This window comes from Geobacillus sp. YHL (assembly GCF_022341265.1).
Lineage (GTDB): Bacteria > Bacillota > Bacilli > Bacillales > Anoxybacillaceae > Geobacillus > Geobacillus thermoleovorans.
The window spans coordinates 253,984-269,348 of record NZ_JAEIGB010000003.1 but is presented as its reverse complement, the minus strand read 5'-3'; the positions used below and the strand labels follow the sequence as shown (position 1 = coordinate 269,348).

The window sequence follows — 15,365 nt, the reverse complement described above, 5'->3', positions numbered from 1 at the left end:
ATTAGGGAAAGAAAAATACGAGCCGCTCCGTGGCGCCGAAACGGCCCGTATCCCATTCGCTTTTTCCGTTAGGCGACAAATGCCGCGCCGACAATAATCAACAAAATGAACAACACGACAATCAGCACAAAGCCACCGCCATAGCCACCGCCATAGCCGTAGCCGTAAGGATAACCATAACCGCAGAAGCCCATCATAATGTGCACCTCCTTCTCCGTTTACTGTATCGTATTCACCGGCTTAGCGGGGCGTATGGGCGCAAAGGCCATTTTGTCATCCAAATCGGCGGAACAGCTCGGCAAATTCCCGCTCCTTCTTCGCAAACCATTGCTCGATGTAGTCCAAGTTGCCTTGCACACTTTTTAAAAATCCATTGTTCAATTTTTCGATTTCTTGCAGCTGTTTGTTAAAGTCCTTTCCCCATTGTTCAAACAGGCGGATGAACGTTTCATGCCCTTCTTTGCGCGACGCAACCCAATTTTCGAGCGCTTTTTCCAACTCTTTGCTCACACTTTCCCCTCCTTTCTTACTGTTGTATGCAAAAACGACTGCCCGAGGTGAAGGCGTCCCCGTTCTTTTTTTGCCTTGCCATATGGTAAAGTAAAGATGAACGGCAACATGAAAGGGAGGGAACGAATGTGAGACAAATTGAAACAGTTGAGCAATTCGAGGCGGCCATTTCCGGCGATAAGCCAGCGATTATGAAGTTTTACACAACTTGGTGTCCGGACTGCGTGCGCCTCAATATGTTCATCGATGACATCGTTCGCGACTATGGACAATATGATTGGTTTGAAATCGACCGTGACCAGTTTCCGGAACTTGGCGAGAAATACCAGGTGCTTGGCATCCCGAGCCTGCTGGTCTTCCGCAACGGAAAAAAAATAGCTCATCTGCACAGCGCTGACGCCAAAACGCCGGAAGAGGTGCGCGCCTTTTTGCAGTCTCTGCCGGAGTAAGGCGGGGCGGCGCCCTTGCGTCGCCAGAGAAGAAGGGCAACAAAAAGAGGCTGTCCGAGAAGGAAGCTTTCCTTCCCGGACAGCCAATGCGAATGAACAGACAGCTCCTTATGGATCGCCGATTGTGGAAACGGAAGCCGTCAATATTCGATTTCGTCGTAGTCTTTCGGCTGGCGCGTCAGCTGCGGGCTGTCAACCATCAATTCAATCGAAATTTCCTCATCGGTCGTCCGCGTCCGCTCGGAGCGGTCGTTCGTTTTCAATTGGATTTGAATTTCCTCATCCGTCGTTTTTGTCCGTTTGTCTTCCATCGTCTTTTCCTCCTGTGTCATCAGTTTCGCAAGAGCGGTTCGACTTTTTGCACAAGCTCTGCCATTTTTGCGGCGTTTCGTTCATACAGCGCCTTCGCCTCTTCGGAATTCGTCTGCAACGCATACAGCTCCAGATCAGCCTGCACTTTTTTCATCGCGGCCAAGAGCAGCTTTTTCTCCTGTGGCTCGGCAATTTGGATCTTATCATCGTACAAATCGATCGTCAGCTGTCCGTATGAATCGACTTGGGCGAGAAACACATTTTCAATCGCCACTCCTTGTTTGTCAAGCTGTTCCTTCAGCCAGCCGCGGCCAAGCCCCATCGTAGCGAGCGGCTCATCCAAAATCATGCCGTCCATAATGACCGTTTGCGGCTCTTTTTCCCGCGGCGGGTTTGGGAACACATCTCCAACGGTGAGCGGCTGCTTTTCCCGCTTCAGCAACACGTTCAAGTCGCCGTTTGGCTCAAGCACCGCAAACTCGACGTCGGCGACGCGGAACACATCTTTTTTGCGCAGCTGTTCGAGCAGCTCGTCAACCGTATATTTCTCCCGTTTCAAATTTTCCTCTAAAATTTTGCCGTTTTTAATAAAAACCGTGGAATTGCCCTCGACAAAATCGCGAAATTTCTTGTTGCGCAGCGAGAGACGAGCGACAGCCACTGGAAACAGCGACCAAATCAAAATGCTGGTGATGCCTTCTTGCAACGAAATTCCTAAGTCGACCGACATCGTTCCAGCGATATCGCCGACGGTAATGCCGACGATGTATTCAAAAAACGACAATTTTGATAATTGCTTTTTGCCGAGAATGCGGGTGATCACAAACAACCCGATTAAAATGCAAATCGAACGAATGGCGGTTTCTAACCATATAGGCATCGATCATGCTCCTTACTTTCCGTGGTATTGCGGCTCTTCGAACTCGAGCCGGCCGATCCGGTCTTTGATGTCCGCGATGATCTCCTCTGTCGCAAGCATCGCTTCATGAAACGTCCGCTGCGCCGTTTCATCCTGGGAAGTGAGCGCCAGCTGTTGCAGCCCAGCGTGAATGCCTTTTAAGCTCGCCAACGTTTGTTTCACCTGCGAAGCAACGGTCATGGAAGATCCCTCCTATCCTTTCGGGCGGAACAAGAGCGCCCCGATAAACCCAAAGACGATCGCCGCGGAGATGCCGGCGCTCGTCACTTCAAACATGCCGGTCAATACGCCGATAATGCCGTGTTTTTCCGCCTCTTGCATCGCGCCGTGAACGAGCGCGTTTCCAAAGCTCGTAATCGGAATCGTCGCCCCGGCGCCGGCAAAATCAATGAGCGGCTCATACAAACCGAATCCATCCAAAATCGCCCCGACGACGACGAGAATCGTCAACGTATGCGCAGGTGTCAGTTTAAACACATCCATCAAAATTTGCCCGATCACGCAAATCAGCCCGCCGACGACAAACGCCCAAAAAAACATAGCCAACACGCTACGCCTCACCTCCATACTCGATCGCCACCGCGTGGGCGATGCACGGGATCGTTTCGTTTTGCTGAAACGACAATGGCGACAACAGCGCCCCTGTCGCCACCACCAAAATGCGCTTCAGTTCGCCGCGGCGCATCCGTTTGATGAGATGCCCGTAAACGACGACAGCGGAACAAGCCGCCCCACTTGCGCCGGACAAAACCGGCTGCCCATCGCGGTAAATGAGCAACCCGCAATCTTGGTAGCGCTCTTCATCGATGTCAATGCCGTGCTGACGCAACAAGTCAAGGGAGACTTGGCGTCCGATTCGCCCTAGATCGCCGGTGACGATCAAATCGTAATACGATGCATCGATTTGCATGTCGCGCAAATGCGCCTCAATCGTATCGACCGCCGCCGGCGCCATCGCTCCACCCATGTTGAACGGGTCGGCAAGCCCCATATCCACAACGCGGCCGATCGTCGCTGCCGTCACGCGCGGCCCGTCCCCTTTCGGGCTGACGATCGCCACGCCAGCTCCCGTTACCGTCCACTGCGCTGTCGGCGGCTTTTGCCCGCCGTATTCGGTTGGATAGCGGAACTGCTTTTCGACAGCGGTGTTATGGCTTGACGCACCGGTTAAGATATAGTCTGCCCCACCATAGTTGGCAATAAAAGCGCTGAGCGCAAGCCCTTCCATGGAGGTTGAGCAGGCGCCAAAAATGCCAAGGTACGGCATGCCGAGCGTTCGGGCGGCAAAACTTGTCGGCGTCATCTGGTTGATCAAATCGCCGGCGATGAGAAATTGCACTTTTTCTTTCTCTAGGCCGGCTTTTTCCATCGCCTGAAACGCTGCTTCTTCCATGAGCACGCGGTGCGCCTTCTCGTACGACTCCTCTCCGAGCCATAAATCTTCGTGAAGAAGATCAAAGTCTTCCGCGAGGCGGCCGTTCGCCTCAAACGGCCCGCCGACCGCCGCTGTTGCGATGATTGCCGGCTTGTTCGCAAACACCCATGTTCGGTGCCCTTTGAGCATTACAATCCCCCCCACTGGGTCGCAATCGTTTTGACAAGGGCGATGACAAACGCGGCAAACGTGCCGAACAAAATGACCGAGCCGGCCAGTTTAAACATGTTCGACCCGACGCCGAGCACAAACCCTTCTGTCCGATGCTCAATAGCAGCGGAAATGACGGCGTTGCCAAATCCCGTCACCGGCACAGCGCTCCCCGCCCCAGCGAATTGGGCGATCCGGTCATAAACGCCAAACCCAGTTAAAATCATCGACAAAAAGACCATCGTCGCCACCGTCGGATTGCCTGCCGTTTGCTCGGTGAAATCAAAGAAGTACATATAGAAATAAGAGATCGCCTGCCCGATCGTGCAAATGATTCCGCCAACGAGAAACGCGCAAACACAGTTGCGAACGATAGGGCGCTTCGTTTCCCGCTCTTTTTCGAATAAATGATATTCCTGCTGAACCGGGGTCAGCTTTTTCCGTTTTTCATTCGCCATAATGACACCTCTTATGTTTGCTCTTTGCTTAGCTTCTCAATACGCCTGATTTCCCGATTGACTTTTCGTTCATCCCAGCGTCGATTGTCCATGTTGGCTTTTAATTCCTTCGTCTTCCAAAAAATTTTCAAATCGCTCGAGGAAACGACATGGTAGCCGGGAAACATGCCACGCAGTTTTTGATCAATATCTTTCTCGATTTGTTTTCGACTCCACCGCTTCATATGGGGAATTTGATAAGCAATGAGCAACCGATCCCCGCTGTTGACCGCCACCACGTCCCGAACATCGTCGCGCCCGCGCAAATAGCTGGCCGCCCGCTCGGCCGGACCTTGGTTCAGCTCCGCATGTTTCGCCGTCCCGGACGTTTGGGTTCTCAGCAGGTTTGCCCCTTGCAGCGATTGTTTTTGTTCCGTTTCTTCTTTGGCGCAGCCGCCGACCGCGATCATCGCAACGACGGCCGCCAACCACCATTTTTTCATCTTCATCAACCCATTCGTTTTTATGTATTTCCGCCAAGTCGGGAAAGGTTGGCGTGCTGTGCCAACCTTTCCGCCTGAATCATCCCATTCGCTTCAGCGAAGGTTATTGTTGTTTATATTGTGGCTCTTCGTTTTGAATTTCTTGCATGCGCGAGTTCACCAAATCAATGACCGCCTGCGTTTGTTGGGCAGCTTGTTGGTAAAGCTGTTTCGCGGCTTGGTTTTCGGTTTGCAAAGCAAACGTTTCGAAGCTCGCTTGAGCCGATTTTAACCCCGCCAATGTTTGTTTCACTTGTGTTGCAACCGTCATGATTCATGTCCTCCTTATATGGTGTAAGATTGGTGGTGACAATGTTTAGAATGGTTTTTTCGCCGCCAAATTATAATTGTCATTTTCTGCAAAACGTTCTGCCGCCTTTCCAGCCTTTCCGGGCACGAAAAGGGCGCCTTCTGCAGGCGCCCATGCGGTTTACGACTTGTCATCAACTTTATCGGAATAACCGCGGCCGAGCGACGGTTGTTTAAAATACCGGCTATCACCAAAATGCTTAAGAAGGCATGGTACAGTTGTTCATATTTGCCAAGATCAATGTCGACGCCGAATGTCTCAAGCGCAATCACGGCAAACGATCCGATTGCCAGCCAAAGCCCGTAATTTTTAAAACGCTCCACCGTTTGCGTCCCCCATTTGCTTTATGGCTAGATCCACGAGAACGGTCTCCGTTCTCCTTCGTTTCGATCATAGCCTCCTTCACCATGTTCTTCCTTATCCCGGTCCCGCGCATCTTCAACGGCTTCCATTTCCGTATCATCGCGGTGCGGGAACAACCATGGATCGCGGATGCGGCCGCGCGGCATAATGACGATGTCATCGGCATGAATGATCAATTTATCGACATGAATCACTTTCGCTTTTTTCCGATCCGACATGCCCTTCCCCCCTTCCTTTCGCCTAGTTGCACTGTTAGACTATGCAAGGAGGCGAAGCGAAGTATAGGCATCTCTCACGGATTTCCGTTATTTCTTCTTGATGACGGCTGGCCGACCGCATCCGCATCCGCTCGGACGCCGCACAGGCTGCGTTGTCGAAGAAAGCACCCTTGTCACCGGTTTCGACGGAGTTGGCTTCTTCATTCCTCATCCCTCCATCCCGAAAAAGTGTAGCCCTCGCCGATCAACTATTTGCAAACTCTTCTCCAGTCAGAGCAATATAAAACAAAGTTCAACGGCGAGAGGAAAAGCGAGCGGCTACTGCTATTGTATGGCTTGGCGAGCCAAGGGTGCCTCTCATTTTTCGTTTCGCTCCGGGTGTGGCATGATGGCATTTTCTTGCCTCAGTGTGCGGAAAAACCAGCTGTCCGGCCGTTCGTCCTCATCCGTCTTGCCCGTTTTTTCGCTCCATGGCGATTGCAGCAGCTGGCGGCGAAGCTCGTCATTTTCCTTCGCCAGCTGTTTGAGCTGCTCGTAGCGCTTGGCGCTTTGGTAAGCCAGTTCCTTTAACACAATGTTTTCGGCTTCCACCTCTTTCAGCCGGCGCTCCAGTTCCGCCATTCGCTCAGCAAGCCGCTGTTCACCTGTCCCCCTTCTCTCTTCATTCATCGCCCCGTGTTTGTCTTTCATCATTCGACATCTCCCCCTTTGATTCATCGTTGTCTGCACCCACCAGCAAAAAATCCGCATCTGTCCCAACACATTTACCTAAGCCGTTCCATAGTATACAGTAGTCCCAAACCACCAGGCGTTGGGGAACAACTGAACGATAGGAGGAACGAAGAAAAATGGGTCATCATCACCGTCGCGATACAGAAAGAGTATGCATCAGAACGCGCAAAATTTACGACTGGGTGACGCGCCAAGTCGATGTGCCATTGCGAAGCTTCAGCGGCGAGGATTTGGAAGCGATTTTCCCGATGAATCACTGCCATCGGGAAGGAACGATTTGCGATTTTTTGGGAGCGCAACATACAAACCCGCAACACTTGACAATCCGTTGCTTCCTGACAGATGCTGAAGGCAATCCGATCGACTCAGTCGTTGACCAGGACGCCTTGATTTGCCAGGAAATTACGCAGCCAAACGGCCGGCAGTCCGTAAACGTCACCCTTCCTTCTGGGGAAACGGTGACGTTGCAAAAAGTCAAAGCGCTCATCAAAGGGCATGTCGTCGTGCAAATTGTCAGCCCAGCCGGCACGGTCATTTGCCAATCGAAGCCAATTCCGTTCGCTACAGCACAAACGTTCATCTTGTGCGCCCCGGAAGGCACGCAGCTCAACTGCCATATTTCGTTCTTCGAATGCGACACGAGCCTAGTCTGCACAGACAACTTTGCACAACTTGATGTTTCCATCACCTTATGCCTTGAAGTCCAAGTGGAAGCTGATGTCAAAATCGAAGTCGAAGCTCGTTTCTGCCAACCGCGCGAAGAATTGGCCGAAGCCGTGCTTTGCCCGACAACCAAATTCCCGCCGCAATGCCCGGACGTATTCCCGGCCATGTAGCGTCCTGCACCGTTCAGGCTGTTGTTCCAACAACAGCCTTTTTTATATGGCATGCACCCGCAATGGATACATAAGATGAGAATGGAAGGGGTGGAAACCATATGAAAAACAAAAACGACCAACATCTCCGTCTGCAGCAACAAATCATCCACTACCGGTCGGAAGCGGCCTCATGCCGGCAACAAGTGCAACAGCTGGAAGCCGAGCTGGCCAAAGAAAAAATGCGCAGCGCCTATTGGAAAGAAAAGTTCCGCGAAGCAGAAACCGTCAACGTTGAAACGTATAAGAAAAAAATCGCCGCCTTGGAACGCCAACTTCTGTTGTGTGAAATTGCACTCGAAGAAACGCGATCCAACATCTCCAAAGAAGCACAGACACCAGCGTTTGAACGAGCTGCCGCCGTGTCGTCGTTGTTTCACTACTCTGTCGTCATTCCGACGCATCTTGATGAGGAGGAGCTGACCATCATCGGCGATTTCATCATTCGCAATCACGGAACAGCGCCGCTTCACCATTTGATTGTCTGTCTCCGCCTTTCGCCTCCAAAAACGGCGGTGCTCAGCGGGAAAATTGTTTTGCCAAACAGCGGACGGGCCGAGCAGGAAGCGCTGATCTCCAATAGCGCGGAAAGCTGGACGTTCACCCAAGAAAACTGGCGGGAAAAAGTGCGGCAAAGCGGGGAATACTGGCTTGCCCCGCTTTATGACGCCCCGCTTGAACCAGGCGAGGAGCGGCGCTTTTCCCAGTTTGAAATCACTGTTCCCCCGTCCAGCAATGCCCGCTCATTGACGGTTGATGGATTCGTGTATTGCGCAGAACTGCCAAAGGGCGTTCCTGCCGCCAACCATATTGCCATTCAATGGTGACCCGCTCGTTTTCCGCCTTCATGCCGACCAGCGGCGCACCTGCTGTTTGGGCCGGCCGTTTTGGGCCGGCTCCGCTATTTCCTATTTCAAACAATAGGAGTTGGACGTTTCCTTCCATCAACGTCATCCCGACAAGCTGCGCTGCTGTTTTTGCATCACCGGCTGACGACGGCTTGACGACTTCCATCCACACCGCCAGCCATTCCTTCAGCGAACGTTGCCCAACCAGCATCAGCGGTTCGCTGTCCATTTTTTGACCAAAACGACGCCCGCCGGCATCCCTCATTGGCTGTGTCATGATCTCAATAGCCGCCTTTCTCCTTACGACAGCCATTTACTGACGATCGTCTCCATGATCGCCGCCCCGCCGGCAATCGCTAGAAGCATAATGAGCGGCTCAAAAACATTCGGCCAAAGCATTAGGCCAGTATAACAAAACGCCGCACACCAGATCCCCGTGCACCAGTAGCAGCTCAGCAGTTCGCCAAACCAGCGACGCAGCCCGCCTCCCTTGAAAGAAAGAAATGCTTGTTTGCTTCCGTCTGGAAGTTCCTGCTCCGTCCATTCGTGAAATGGACGGCGAATCCAGGCGGTGATCGCATCATATACAATCAGCCGTGTCAGGCGAAAGCTGGCTAAACAAAGAAGGACAAATGAAAATGGATCGTCCATGCTCCCCTCCCCCTTTCCGTCGGTCATGACCGCTAAAAAACCGATTACCTCTCCGTCGTTCCAACTTGGCAGCCAGTGAATTCTCTTTGACGCGGACGTTTGCCCAAACGCTCTCCTAAGCCAATCATATGATGGAGTATAGGTTTTTAACACAAGGGACAAGAAAGGAGGCGACGCGATGTACCATGTCTTTTTCAACCGACGCCCAACCCGACCCCGCCTTCCCCGTGCTCTTTACGAACAGCTGGCCGCGCTTCCACTCAACACTGAGGTTAACGTGCACACCACCAACGAGACGCATTACAATGCGCTTTTTCTCGGCTTCGAGCCGCGGACGAACAACGTCTCACTGTTGGTTGACCGCTTTTATAAAGACGGGGGGCGCTCCCTTGCGATCGATGCAACCACAATCACCGCAATCGATCTCCCTGTTTCCATGCGGCCGGCTTCATCCGCTGATTCGGATGACGAGGAAGAATAACCAAGAAAGAAAGCACAGCCGGCTGACGCCAACCAGCGCGGTCGGCGCTTATTTTTTTGGCGGCGCCGTTTTCTCATTGACTAGTGCGCTTGTCCATACATTCTCTTCTCGTATTACATACACTTTTACTAATCGACAATGGATGCTAGGAGGAACTGATCTTGGCTTCGAAACGATCTCGCTTGTTGTTTGACATTTTAAGCCGTTACGACCTGACTGGAACTGAAGTCGATATCATGAAGGAACTAAAAAAAGAAAAAGTATGGCTTGTGCGAAACAAAAAAACGAGGGAACGGTACGTGCTGAAACGGCTGAGCGAAGACAAAACGAATTTTCCGATTTTGCTTCATTCAAAGCTGTACCAAGAAGGATTTCATGTCCCAAAAATCTTCCAAACGAAAACAGACCAATATTACATCCACCGAAAAGGCCATTACTACTATTTGATGGACTACATCGTCCCAAGCGGAACGAAGCCCTCTTTCCAACAACGGATCGAAGGGCTCGCCCGCTTTCATGCTCACAGTCTGTTTGCCGATTGGATCGGCCCCTGCCCTTCATCGTTTCCGGAGCCGAAAGACGTGCTGAGCGCACATCGGCAAAAAGCAGCACAGTTAGAGGAGCAGGCAAAGGCCATCGATCATGGTGACACTCTTTCTCATATAATGGAACAGATGGCCCGGATCGCTAATCAAAGTTATGCATGGCTTGAAAAAAGCAATCTAGCTGATTTTTGCCGCACAGCGAAAGAACGAAAGGCCATTTGCCACGGGGATTACAACAGCAACAACCTTTTATTGGCGGAAAACCACGAAGTCATCATGATCGACTTTGACCTCGCCTACTATGGTCTTCCGCTTGATGATTTTCGCTTTTTGCTTATTTCTTTGACGAAAAACCCGAAAAACGATGCGGTAAAACGAACGGAGCTGCTATTTGACCTTTATTTCTCCGTTTGTTCCCTGTATGCTCCATACAAAAGTGTCTATTCAGCTGATGCCATGTTTCCGCACGTGTTTTACAGCGAAACGGTCGGCCAAGAAAAGCAAAGGCGGGCGGTAAACAGCCCAGCGTCCTTGAACTTGCTCACCCGCCTCGCCGAACAGGAAACAAAAAAATTCGCATTCTTGTCCGATTTTTTCAAAAGCGAGGGATAGAGAAAAATGAAACAAACGATCGCCCACTTTCTTCATGAAAAAATGAAAATCAATCAACGTTTTATTTACAACCAAATGGTTCATTTAAAAAAATACCGCCCGATCATGATCGGGTCATTCGCCGATGACGGCAGCCATCCGTTTCCTCTCATCAACTATTATCACCTCAACGACATCGACGATTTCGGCCGCTTCGCCAAAGAACAAAATATTGTCGCCATTCACGCTCACCATGGAAAGCATGCCGTCGAAATTCTTCCGCTTTGCATCGCCCATCGCATTCCGCTTGTCGTCAGCATCCGCGGCCGCGATGGATCGGCGAAATATCAAAGCTTGCGGCGCAATCAAAAACGGTACAATTTGCTCAAACAGCACGGGGCGCTCTTTCTTCCTGTCTGCCGCTATCTTGCCAATGAACTGACCACACTAGGCTTTCCGCCGGAAAAAATCCAAGTTCTCTACGGCGGCATCGAGCTCGATTTATTTCCGTACCGAGAGCGGACGATTCCTGAGAACGGAGACATCATCATTCTCTCAATCGGCCGGCTCGTCGAGAAAAAAGGCTTTTTAACGCTCGTGCGCGCCTTTTGGCGCGTGCATGCGGTTCATCCGCGCTGCCGCCTCCGCATCATCGGCAGCGGCAAAGAGGAAGAAAACATCCGACGGCTTGTCAGCGAGCTGAAGCTCGATCCGTTTGTCGACCTGCTGGGTGCCATGGATGCCACTTCAATCGCCCGCGAAATGGAACGCGCCCATCTATTTTGCCTGGCGAGCGAGACCGCTTCTGATGGAGACATCGAAGGCATCCCCAACGTGTTGAAAGAGGCGATGGCAAGCGGACTGCCGGTCGTCTCAACGAATCACGCCGGCATCCCCGAATTGATCGAACACAAACGCACCGGCTATCTCGCACCAGAAAGAGACGATATTGAGCTAGCGAACGGCATTCGCTTTTTTCTGGAACATCCGGAACGAATTCCATCCTTCACGAAAAAAGCGCGCAAAGTGATTGAACAGCGGTTTGATATCACGAAACAAATCAAAGTGCAGGAGCGGTTGTATGATGAGTTCATCAAAAGGGGCTGACCCAAAAGGCTGTCTGCCTTCAGGATAGACACAAAATATAGTGCGAAAGAAGCGGTCAGTACGTATATATAGAGACGAAAGAGGGTGTCCCGATCCTTTTGGGACACCCCCTTTGTTGCTTAATTCTTCCCCTTTCCTTTCCAAACAGCAGAAAGGTTGTCCGCCGAAAATAGACCGCACCATTTCCAGTGTTTTAGGCGCTTGCCATGTAGCAAACCACGCTTGTCTGTTAATACGCTATAAAAGCCGGAGATTTCACGAAGGAGGCCTATTAGGATGAACATTTGCATCATTGGCGCTGGCTACGTCGGACTAACCACCGCTGCCGTCCTTGCTGAACTTGGGCATGAAGTGCATTGCATCGATCATGATGAACGGAAAATCCGCCTGCTCAATAACGGGGAAGTTCCGTTTTATGAGCCAGGGCTCGAAGAATTGATTGTCAAAAACTATAATGATCTGACGTTCAGCGGCCGCTGGGATGATATCAAACGGGCGACCGTCGTTGTCATTTGTGTCAGCACCCCGCCGCGGCCCGACGGCGGCACCGACTTGCGCTATATTGAAGCGGTGCTCGACCGCTTGGCAACAACGATCAAATCGTACAAAACGATCGTCACGAAAAGCACCGTCCCTCCGGGGACGAATGAATGGATGCGTGCCGAGCTCATCCGCAAAGGAGTGAAACCGCAGTTGTTCCGCATCGTATCCAACCCAGAGTTTTTGCGGGAAGGGTCGGCTGTCTACGATATGTTTCACCCAGACAAAATCGTCGTCGGACTCGAACCGGATGATGACCAATCGCTTGCCGTCATGCAGGCGGTGTATGCCGGCATCAATGCCCCTTACCTCACAACAAGCCTGACCGGCGCGGAACTGATCAAATACGCCGCCAACGCGTTTTTGGCGACCAAAATTTCCTTTATTAACGAAATGGCGCGCATCTGTGACGCGTTTGCCGTCGATGTCAATGACATCGCCCGCGGGATCGGCCTCGACCCGCGCATCGGCCCGCATTTTTTGCGGGCCGGCCTCGGCTATGGAGGATCTTGTTTTCCAAAAGATATCAAAGCGCTCGAACATGCGGCGCGCTCGCGCCAAGTGGAGCCGCATTTGCTGAAGGCAGTGCAGACCATCAACGCCACCCAGCTTGACGTTTGCTTCCAAAAACTCAATGAGCAACTTGCCCCATTGACGGACAAAAAGATCGCCGTGCTTGGCATCTCCTTCAAGCCGAATACAGACGATACGCGTTTTTCCCCCGCTGAAGCGCTCATCCGCCGATTGAGTGAAAACGGCTGTACGGTTGCCGCCTACGACCCGAAGGCAACGCTCTCGGAGCCGCTCGCCCGCGTCACACAAGTCCAGTCGGTGCACGAAGCGATCCAAGGGGCGGATGGCTTGGTCATCGCCACCGATTGGGACGAATTCCGCACGCTTGACTGGGGGCAAGTGAAAGCGGCGATGAATGGGACGCTCGTGTTTGACGGTCGAAACTGTTTGGATCGCCATGCAGTCGAACAAAGCGGTTTGCGCTACATGGGGGTGGGGCGCCCGTGAACATTCTCGTCACCGGTGCGGCTGGATTTATCGGCTCCCATTTATGCGAGAAACTGCTCGAAAACGACGAGCATCATGTGATTGGCGTCGACGGCTTTCTCGGACCGACGCCGGCGCCGCTAAAAGCGAAGAACATTGCCCATTTGCAGTCTCATCCACGGTTTACCTTTCTTGAGCTGGATTTGTTGACAGCCGATTTGCCGTCCTTGCTGCAAAACGTCGAAGCGGTCTACCACTTAGCCGGCATGCCCGGTGTGCGAACGAGCTGGGGGACGGAGTTTGCCGCCTATGCTGCACACAACATTTCCACTACCCAGCGGTTGCTTGAGGCATGCAAAGACCGGCCACTCAAACGGTTCATCTACGCTTCGACCTCATCCGTCTACGGCGAGCGGAGCGGCCCGTTGTCGGAAACGCTTGAACCGGCCCCGCTCTCCCCATATGGCATTACGAAGCTCACCGGCGAACATTTATGCCGCGTCTATTTTCGCGAGTTCGCCGTACCGATCGTCATTTTGCGCTATTTCACCGTCTATGGCCCGCGCCAGCGCCCAGACATGTCGTTTCACCGCTTCATCCGCCAGCTGCTCGCTAGACAACCGCTCACCGTGTTCGGCGACGGAACACAATCGCGCGATTTCACCTATATTTCTGACTGCGTTGATGGAACGATCGCCGCGCTCGAGCGGGATGGCGTCATTGGAGAAACGATCAATATCGGCGGAAAAGAACGAGCATCGGTCAATGAGGTGATCCGTCTGCTGGAAACGCTGACGGGAAAACAAGCGATCATTCAGTATACCCCCGCCGCCCGCGGAGAGCCGAAACAAACGTGGGCCGATTTGGCAAAAGCGGAGCGGCTGCTTGGGTACAAGCCGGTTGTAACGCTTGAGGGCGGCCTACAAAAAGAGATCGAATACATCCGTTCGCTGTATGAGGGTGAGCATTCATGAAAATCGCCTATGTCTGCACGGAAAAGCTGCCCGCCCCGGCAGTGCGGGGCGGGGCCATTCAAATGATGATCGATGGGATTGCTCCATTGATCGCCCGACGCCACGAACTGACGATTTTTTCAATCGCTGATCCGCTTTTGCCGCCTGAAGAGACAGACGGAGACATCCACTACATCCGTTTTCCAAAAGCCACGTATGAAACGGATGTGGCACGTGCGTTGGCCGCGCACAAATTCGATGTCGTCCACGTCTTCAATCGTCCTGTTCCGCTCATCGATTACCAAGCGGCGGCTCCGCAAAGCGCCTTTGTGCTAAGCCTGCATAACGACATGTTTTCCCCGCTGAAAATTACAGCAGAACAGGCGAAGCGGGCGCTAGACGCCTGCACCTTGCTGACCGCCGTCAGTGAATACATCAAACGGACGGTGACAAACCGTTACCCAATCGATCCTCAGAAAGTAAAAGTCGTTTATTCTGGAGTCGATGCTTCCCAATACATCCCCGTCTGGACGGAAGAAGGCAGGCGCATCCGCCAAGCGGAACGCGAAGCGTACGGACTCACCGATAAAAAAGTCGTTCTCTTTCTCGGCCGACTCAGCAAAACAAAAGGACCGCATTTGCTGATTCAATGCCTGCCATCCCTTTTGATCCGCCATCCCGAGGCAGCGCTTGTCATCGTCGGCGGAAAATGGTTCGGCGACACCGGCCGAAGCGAATACATCGACTGGCTTCATGAGCTCGCGGCGCCGATGGCCGATCGCGTTCTGTTTACGAATTACGTTCCGCACAGTCATATCCCCAAACTGCTCTTAATGGCCGATGTGTTTGTATGCAGCTCGCAATGGCACGAGCCGCTCGCCCGCGTTCATTACGAAGCGATGGCCGCCGGCATTCCGGTCGTGACAACCAACCGCGGCGGCAACACCGAAATCGTCCGCCACGGCGAAACCGGCTTTGTCATCGATGACTACCAAAACCCGCACGCTTTTTTTGAAGCGATTGATTACATGCTTGTGAACAAACATGAAGCGGAAACCATGGCGAAAAAGGCAAGAACGCTCGTTGAACAGCAATTTCAATTCCACCATGTGGCCAAGCGGTTTGAAACGGTTTATATCGAAGCATGTTCCTCTCTTTCCCCAAACCAATAAGGGCTGTCTAAGAGAAATGTTTTCGGGACAGCCTTTTTCTCTTTCTCCGATGAAATCAACCATGCCGCTCCTTGTGCATCTATCCCCACTCGTCACACTTTCGCCGCCCCCTAGTTCGTCAAACTGCAGAGGCTTCGGGAAATATCCTCTATTTAATGAGCTTACCCAGTCCAATTTCGTTCTCCATACATATCCTAGTAGCAATCACACATATTTCACTTCGTCC

At 52.3% G+C, this 15,365-nt stretch carries 21 protein-coding genes and 2 pseudogenes; 9 read left to right on the top strand and 14 right to left on the bottom strand.

Features of this window, described 5'->3' with window-relative positions; translation table 11 throughout:
• Window positions 1-68 precede the first annotated feature (68 nt).
• Window positions 69-197 carry a YjcZ family sporulation protein gene (locus tag JCR24_RS05785; RefSeq protein WP_013146038.1) on the bottom strand — a complete coding sequence of 43 codons (129 nt, stop codon included), beginning with the start codon at window positions 195-197 and terminating at the stop codon, window positions 69-71.
• Between the two features lie 76 nt (window positions 198-273).
• A complete protein-coding gene (locus JCR24_RS05780; protein WP_015374185.1) occupies window positions 274-510 on the bottom strand; it encodes a hypothetical protein in 237 nt (78 codons plus the stop codon).
• Between the two features lie 113 nt (window positions 511-623).
• Here JCR24_RS05780 and JCR24_RS05775 point away from each other — a divergent pair.
• Window positions 624-959: pseudogene (locus tag JCR24_RS05775) on the top strand (thioredoxin family protein); the annotation flags it as partial.
• Between the two features lie 140 nt (window positions 960-1,099).
• Here JCR24_RS05775 and JCR24_RS05770 read toward each other — a convergent pair.
• From JCR24_RS05770 to JCR24_RS05720, 11 genes and pseudogenes are all read right to left on the bottom strand, one after another.
• Window positions 1,100-1,270: a hypothetical protein gene (locus tag JCR24_RS05770; RefSeq protein WP_238980255.1), complete on the bottom strand. Its 171-nt coding sequence runs from the start codon at window positions 1,268-1,270 to the stop codon at window positions 1,100-1,102.
• Between the two features lie 20 nt (window positions 1,271-1,290).
• A complete protein-coding gene (locus tag JCR24_RS05765; protein ID WP_013523193.1) occupies window positions 1,291-2,151 on the bottom strand; it encodes a DUF421 domain-containing protein in 861 nt (286 codons plus the stop codon).
• Between the two features lie 12 nt (window positions 2,152-2,163).
• A complete protein-coding gene (locus tag JCR24_RS05760; protein WP_011230357.1) occupies window positions 2,164-2,370 on the bottom strand; it encodes a DUF1657 domain-containing protein in 207 nt (68 codons plus the stop codon).
• 12 nt (window positions 2,371-2,382) lie between these two features.
• Window positions 2,383-2,739: a stage V sporulation protein AE gene (gene spoVAE, locus JCR24_RS05755; RefSeq protein WP_013146042.1), complete on the bottom strand. Its 357-nt coding sequence runs from the start codon at window positions 2,737-2,739 to the stop codon at window positions 2,383-2,385.
• A 1-nt stretch (window position 2,740) separates the two neighbouring features.
• Window positions 2,741-3,754, bottom strand: coding sequence for a stage V sporulation protein AD (gene spoVAD / locus JCR24_RS05750; RefSeq protein WP_238980254.1), 1,014 nt, complete (start codon window positions 3,752-3,754; stop codon window positions 2,741-2,743).
• Complete coding sequence (gene spoVAC / locus JCR24_RS05745) at window positions 3,754-4,233, bottom strand: stage V sporulation protein AC (protein WP_094239724.1); 480 nt, start codon at window positions 4,231-4,233, stop codon at window positions 3,754-3,756. The genes spoVAD and spoVAC overlap by 1 nt, the downstream gene beginning before the upstream one ends.
• Before the next feature lie 11 nt (window positions 4,234-4,244).
• A complete protein-coding gene (locus tag JCR24_RS05740; protein WP_238980253.1) occupies window positions 4,245-4,721 on the bottom strand; it encodes a YhcN/YlaJ family sporulation lipoprotein in 477 nt (158 codons plus the stop codon).
• Window positions 4,722-4,818: 97 nt separating this feature from the next.
• On the bottom strand, window positions 4,819-5,025 hold the full coding sequence (locus JCR24_RS05735; protein ID WP_011230352.1) for a DUF1657 domain-containing protein: 207 nt from the start codon (window positions 5,023-5,025) through the stop codon (window positions 4,819-4,821).
• Window positions 5,026-5,184: 159 nt separating this feature from the next.
• Window positions 5,185-5,387 (bottom strand): annotated as a pseudogene (locus tag JCR24_RS05730) (holin).
• A gap of 27 nt (window positions 5,388-5,414) precedes the next feature.
• Complete coding sequence (locus JCR24_RS05725; RefSeq protein ID WP_238980252.1) at window positions 5,415-5,645, bottom strand: hypothetical protein; 231 nt, start codon at window positions 5,643-5,645, stop codon at window positions 5,415-5,417.
• Window positions 5,646-6,002: 357 nt separating this feature from the next.
• Window positions 6,003-6,338, bottom strand: coding sequence for a spore coat protein regulator protein YlbO (locus tag JCR24_RS05720; RefSeq protein WP_238980251.1), 336 nt, complete (start codon window positions 6,336-6,338; stop codon window positions 6,003-6,005).
• A 155-nt stretch (window positions 6,339-6,493) separates the two neighbouring features.
• Between JCR24_RS05720 and JCR24_RS05715 the strand changes: the two genes are divergently transcribed.
• Together JCR24_RS05715 and JCR24_RS05710 are read left to right on the top strand one after the other, a co-directional pair.
• Window positions 6,494-7,213, top strand: a complete 720-nt coding sequence (locus tag JCR24_RS05715) for a BMQ_0737 family morphogenetic spore coat protein (protein ID WP_238980250.1) — start codon at window positions 6,494-6,496, stop codon at window positions 7,211-7,213.
• 101 nt (window positions 7,214-7,314) lie between these two features.
• Window positions 7,315-8,079, top strand: a complete 765-nt coding sequence (locus JCR24_RS05710; RefSeq protein ID WP_060788640.1) for a hypothetical protein — start codon at window positions 7,315-7,317, stop codon at window positions 8,077-8,079.
• Between the two features lie 321 nt (window positions 8,080-8,400).
• On the opposite strand, the gene JCR24_RS05705 is transcribed toward JCR24_RS05710, so the two are convergent.
• On the bottom strand, window positions 8,401-8,751 hold the full coding sequence (locus JCR24_RS05705) for a DUF1360 domain-containing protein (RefSeq protein ID WP_013146050.1): 351 nt from the start codon (window positions 8,749-8,751) through the stop codon (window positions 8,401-8,403).
• Between the two features lie 178 nt (window positions 8,752-8,929).
• Between JCR24_RS05705 and JCR24_RS05700 the strand changes: the two genes are divergently transcribed.
• The 6 genes from JCR24_RS05700 to JCR24_RS05675 all read left to right on the top strand — a co-directional run bounded on the left by JCR24_RS05700 (window position 8,930) and on the right by JCR24_RS05675 (window position 15,139).
• Complete coding sequence (locus JCR24_RS05700; RefSeq protein ID WP_013146051.1) at window positions 8,930-9,232, top strand: hypothetical protein; 303 nt, start codon at window positions 8,930-8,932, stop codon at window positions 9,230-9,232.
• A 161-nt stretch (window positions 9,233-9,393) separates the two neighbouring features.
• Window positions 9,394-10,389 (top strand): aminoglycoside phosphotransferase family protein, encoded by a 996-nt coding sequence (locus JCR24_RS05695; protein ID WP_238980249.1) that lies wholly within the window; start codon window positions 9,394-9,396, stop codon window positions 10,387-10,389.
• 6 nt (window positions 10,390-10,395) lie between these two features.
• Complete coding sequence (locus JCR24_RS05690; protein WP_238980248.1) at window positions 10,396-11,475, top strand: glycosyltransferase; 1,080 nt, start codon at window positions 10,396-10,398, stop codon at window positions 11,473-11,475.
• Window positions 11,476-11,751: 276 nt separating this feature from the next.
• Window positions 11,752-13,035, top strand: coding sequence for a UDP-glucose dehydrogenase family protein (locus JCR24_RS05685; RefSeq protein WP_238980247.1), 1,284 nt, complete (start codon window positions 11,752-11,754; stop codon window positions 13,033-13,035).
• The gene (locus JCR24_RS05680; protein ID WP_238980246.1) at window positions 13,032-13,988 is read left to right on the top strand and encodes an NAD-dependent epimerase/dehydratase family protein; all 957 of its coding nucleotides are present in this window, start codon (window positions 13,032-13,034) and stop codon (window positions 13,986-13,988) included. The genes JCR24_RS05685 and JCR24_RS05680 overlap by 4 nt, the downstream gene beginning before the upstream one ends.
• Window positions 13,985-15,139: a glycosyltransferase family 4 protein gene (locus JCR24_RS05675; RefSeq protein WP_138188003.1), complete on the top strand. Its 1,155-nt coding sequence runs from the start codon at window positions 13,985-13,987 to the stop codon at window positions 15,137-15,139. The genes JCR24_RS05680 and JCR24_RS05675 overlap by 4 nt, the downstream gene beginning before the upstream one ends.
• Window positions 15,140-15,365 lie beyond the last annotated feature (226 nt).

What these genes read in the sequence shown, in the direction of transcription:
- JCR24_RS05785 (WP_013146038.1), bottom strand. Translation starts at nt 197, where the DNA reads ATGATGGGCTTCTGCGGTTATGGTTATCCTTACGGCTACGGCTATGGC.
- JCR24_RS05770 (WP_238980255.1), bottom strand. Translation starts at nt 1,270, where the DNA reads ATGGAAGACAAACGGACAAAAACGACGGATGAGGAAATTCAAATCCAA.
- JCR24_RS05765 (WP_013523193.1), bottom strand. Translation starts at nt 2,151, where the DNA reads ATGCCTATATGGTTAGAAACCGCCATTCGTTCGATTTGCATTTTAATC.
- JCR24_RS05760 (WP_011230357.1), bottom strand. Translation starts at nt 2,370, where the DNA reads ATGACCGTTGCTTCGCAGGTGAAACAAACGTTGGCGAGCTTAAAAGGC.
- spoVAD (WP_238980254.1), bottom strand. Translation starts at nt 3,754, where the DNA reads ATGCTCAAAGGGCACCGAACATGGGTGTTTGCGAACAAGCCGGCAATC.
- spoVAC (WP_094239724.1), bottom strand. Translation starts at nt 4,233, where the DNA reads ATGGCGAATGAAAAACGGAAAAAGCTGACCCCGGTTCAGCAGGAATAT.
- JCR24_RS05740 (WP_238980253.1), bottom strand. Translation starts at nt 4,721, where the DNA reads ATGAAGATGAAAAAATGGTGGTTGGCGGCCGTCGTTGCGATGATCGCG.
- JCR24_RS05735 (WP_011230352.1), bottom strand. Translation starts at nt 5,025, where the DNA reads ATGACGGTTGCAACACAAGTGAAACAAACATTGGCGGGGTTAAAATCG.
- JCR24_RS05725 (WP_238980252.1), bottom strand. Translation starts at nt 5,645, where the DNA reads ATGTCGGATCGGAAAAAAGCGAAAGTGATTCATGTCGATAAATTGATC.
- JCR24_RS05720 (WP_238980251.1), bottom strand. Translation starts at nt 6,338, where the DNA reads ATGATGAAAGACAAACACGGGGCGATGAATGAAGAGAGAAGGGGGACA.
- JCR24_RS05715 (WP_238980250.1), top strand. Translation starts at nt 6,494, where the DNA reads ATGGGTCATCATCACCGTCGCGATACAGAAAGAGTATGCATCAGAACG.
- JCR24_RS05710 (WP_060788640.1), top strand. Translation starts at nt 7,315, where the DNA reads ATGAAAAACAAAAACGACCAACATCTCCGTCTGCAGCAACAAATCATC.
- JCR24_RS05705 (WP_013146050.1), bottom strand. Translation starts at nt 8,751, where the DNA reads ATGGACGATCCATTTTCATTTGTCCTTCTTTGTTTAGCCAGCTTTCGC.
- JCR24_RS05700 (WP_013146051.1), top strand. Translation starts at nt 8,930, where the DNA reads ATGTACCATGTCTTTTTCAACCGACGCCCAACCCGACCCCGCCTTCCC.
- JCR24_RS05690 (WP_238980248.1), top strand. Translation starts at nt 10,396, where the DNA reads ATGAAACAAACGATCGCCCACTTTCTTCATGAAAAAATGAAAATCAAT.
- JCR24_RS05685 (WP_238980247.1), top strand. Translation starts at nt 11,752, where the DNA reads ATGAACATTTGCATCATTGGCGCTGGCTACGTCGGACTAACCACCGCT.
- JCR24_RS05675 (WP_138188003.1), top strand. Translation starts at nt 13,985, where the DNA reads ATGAAAATCGCCTATGTCTGCACGGAAAAGCTGCCCGCCCCGGCAGTG.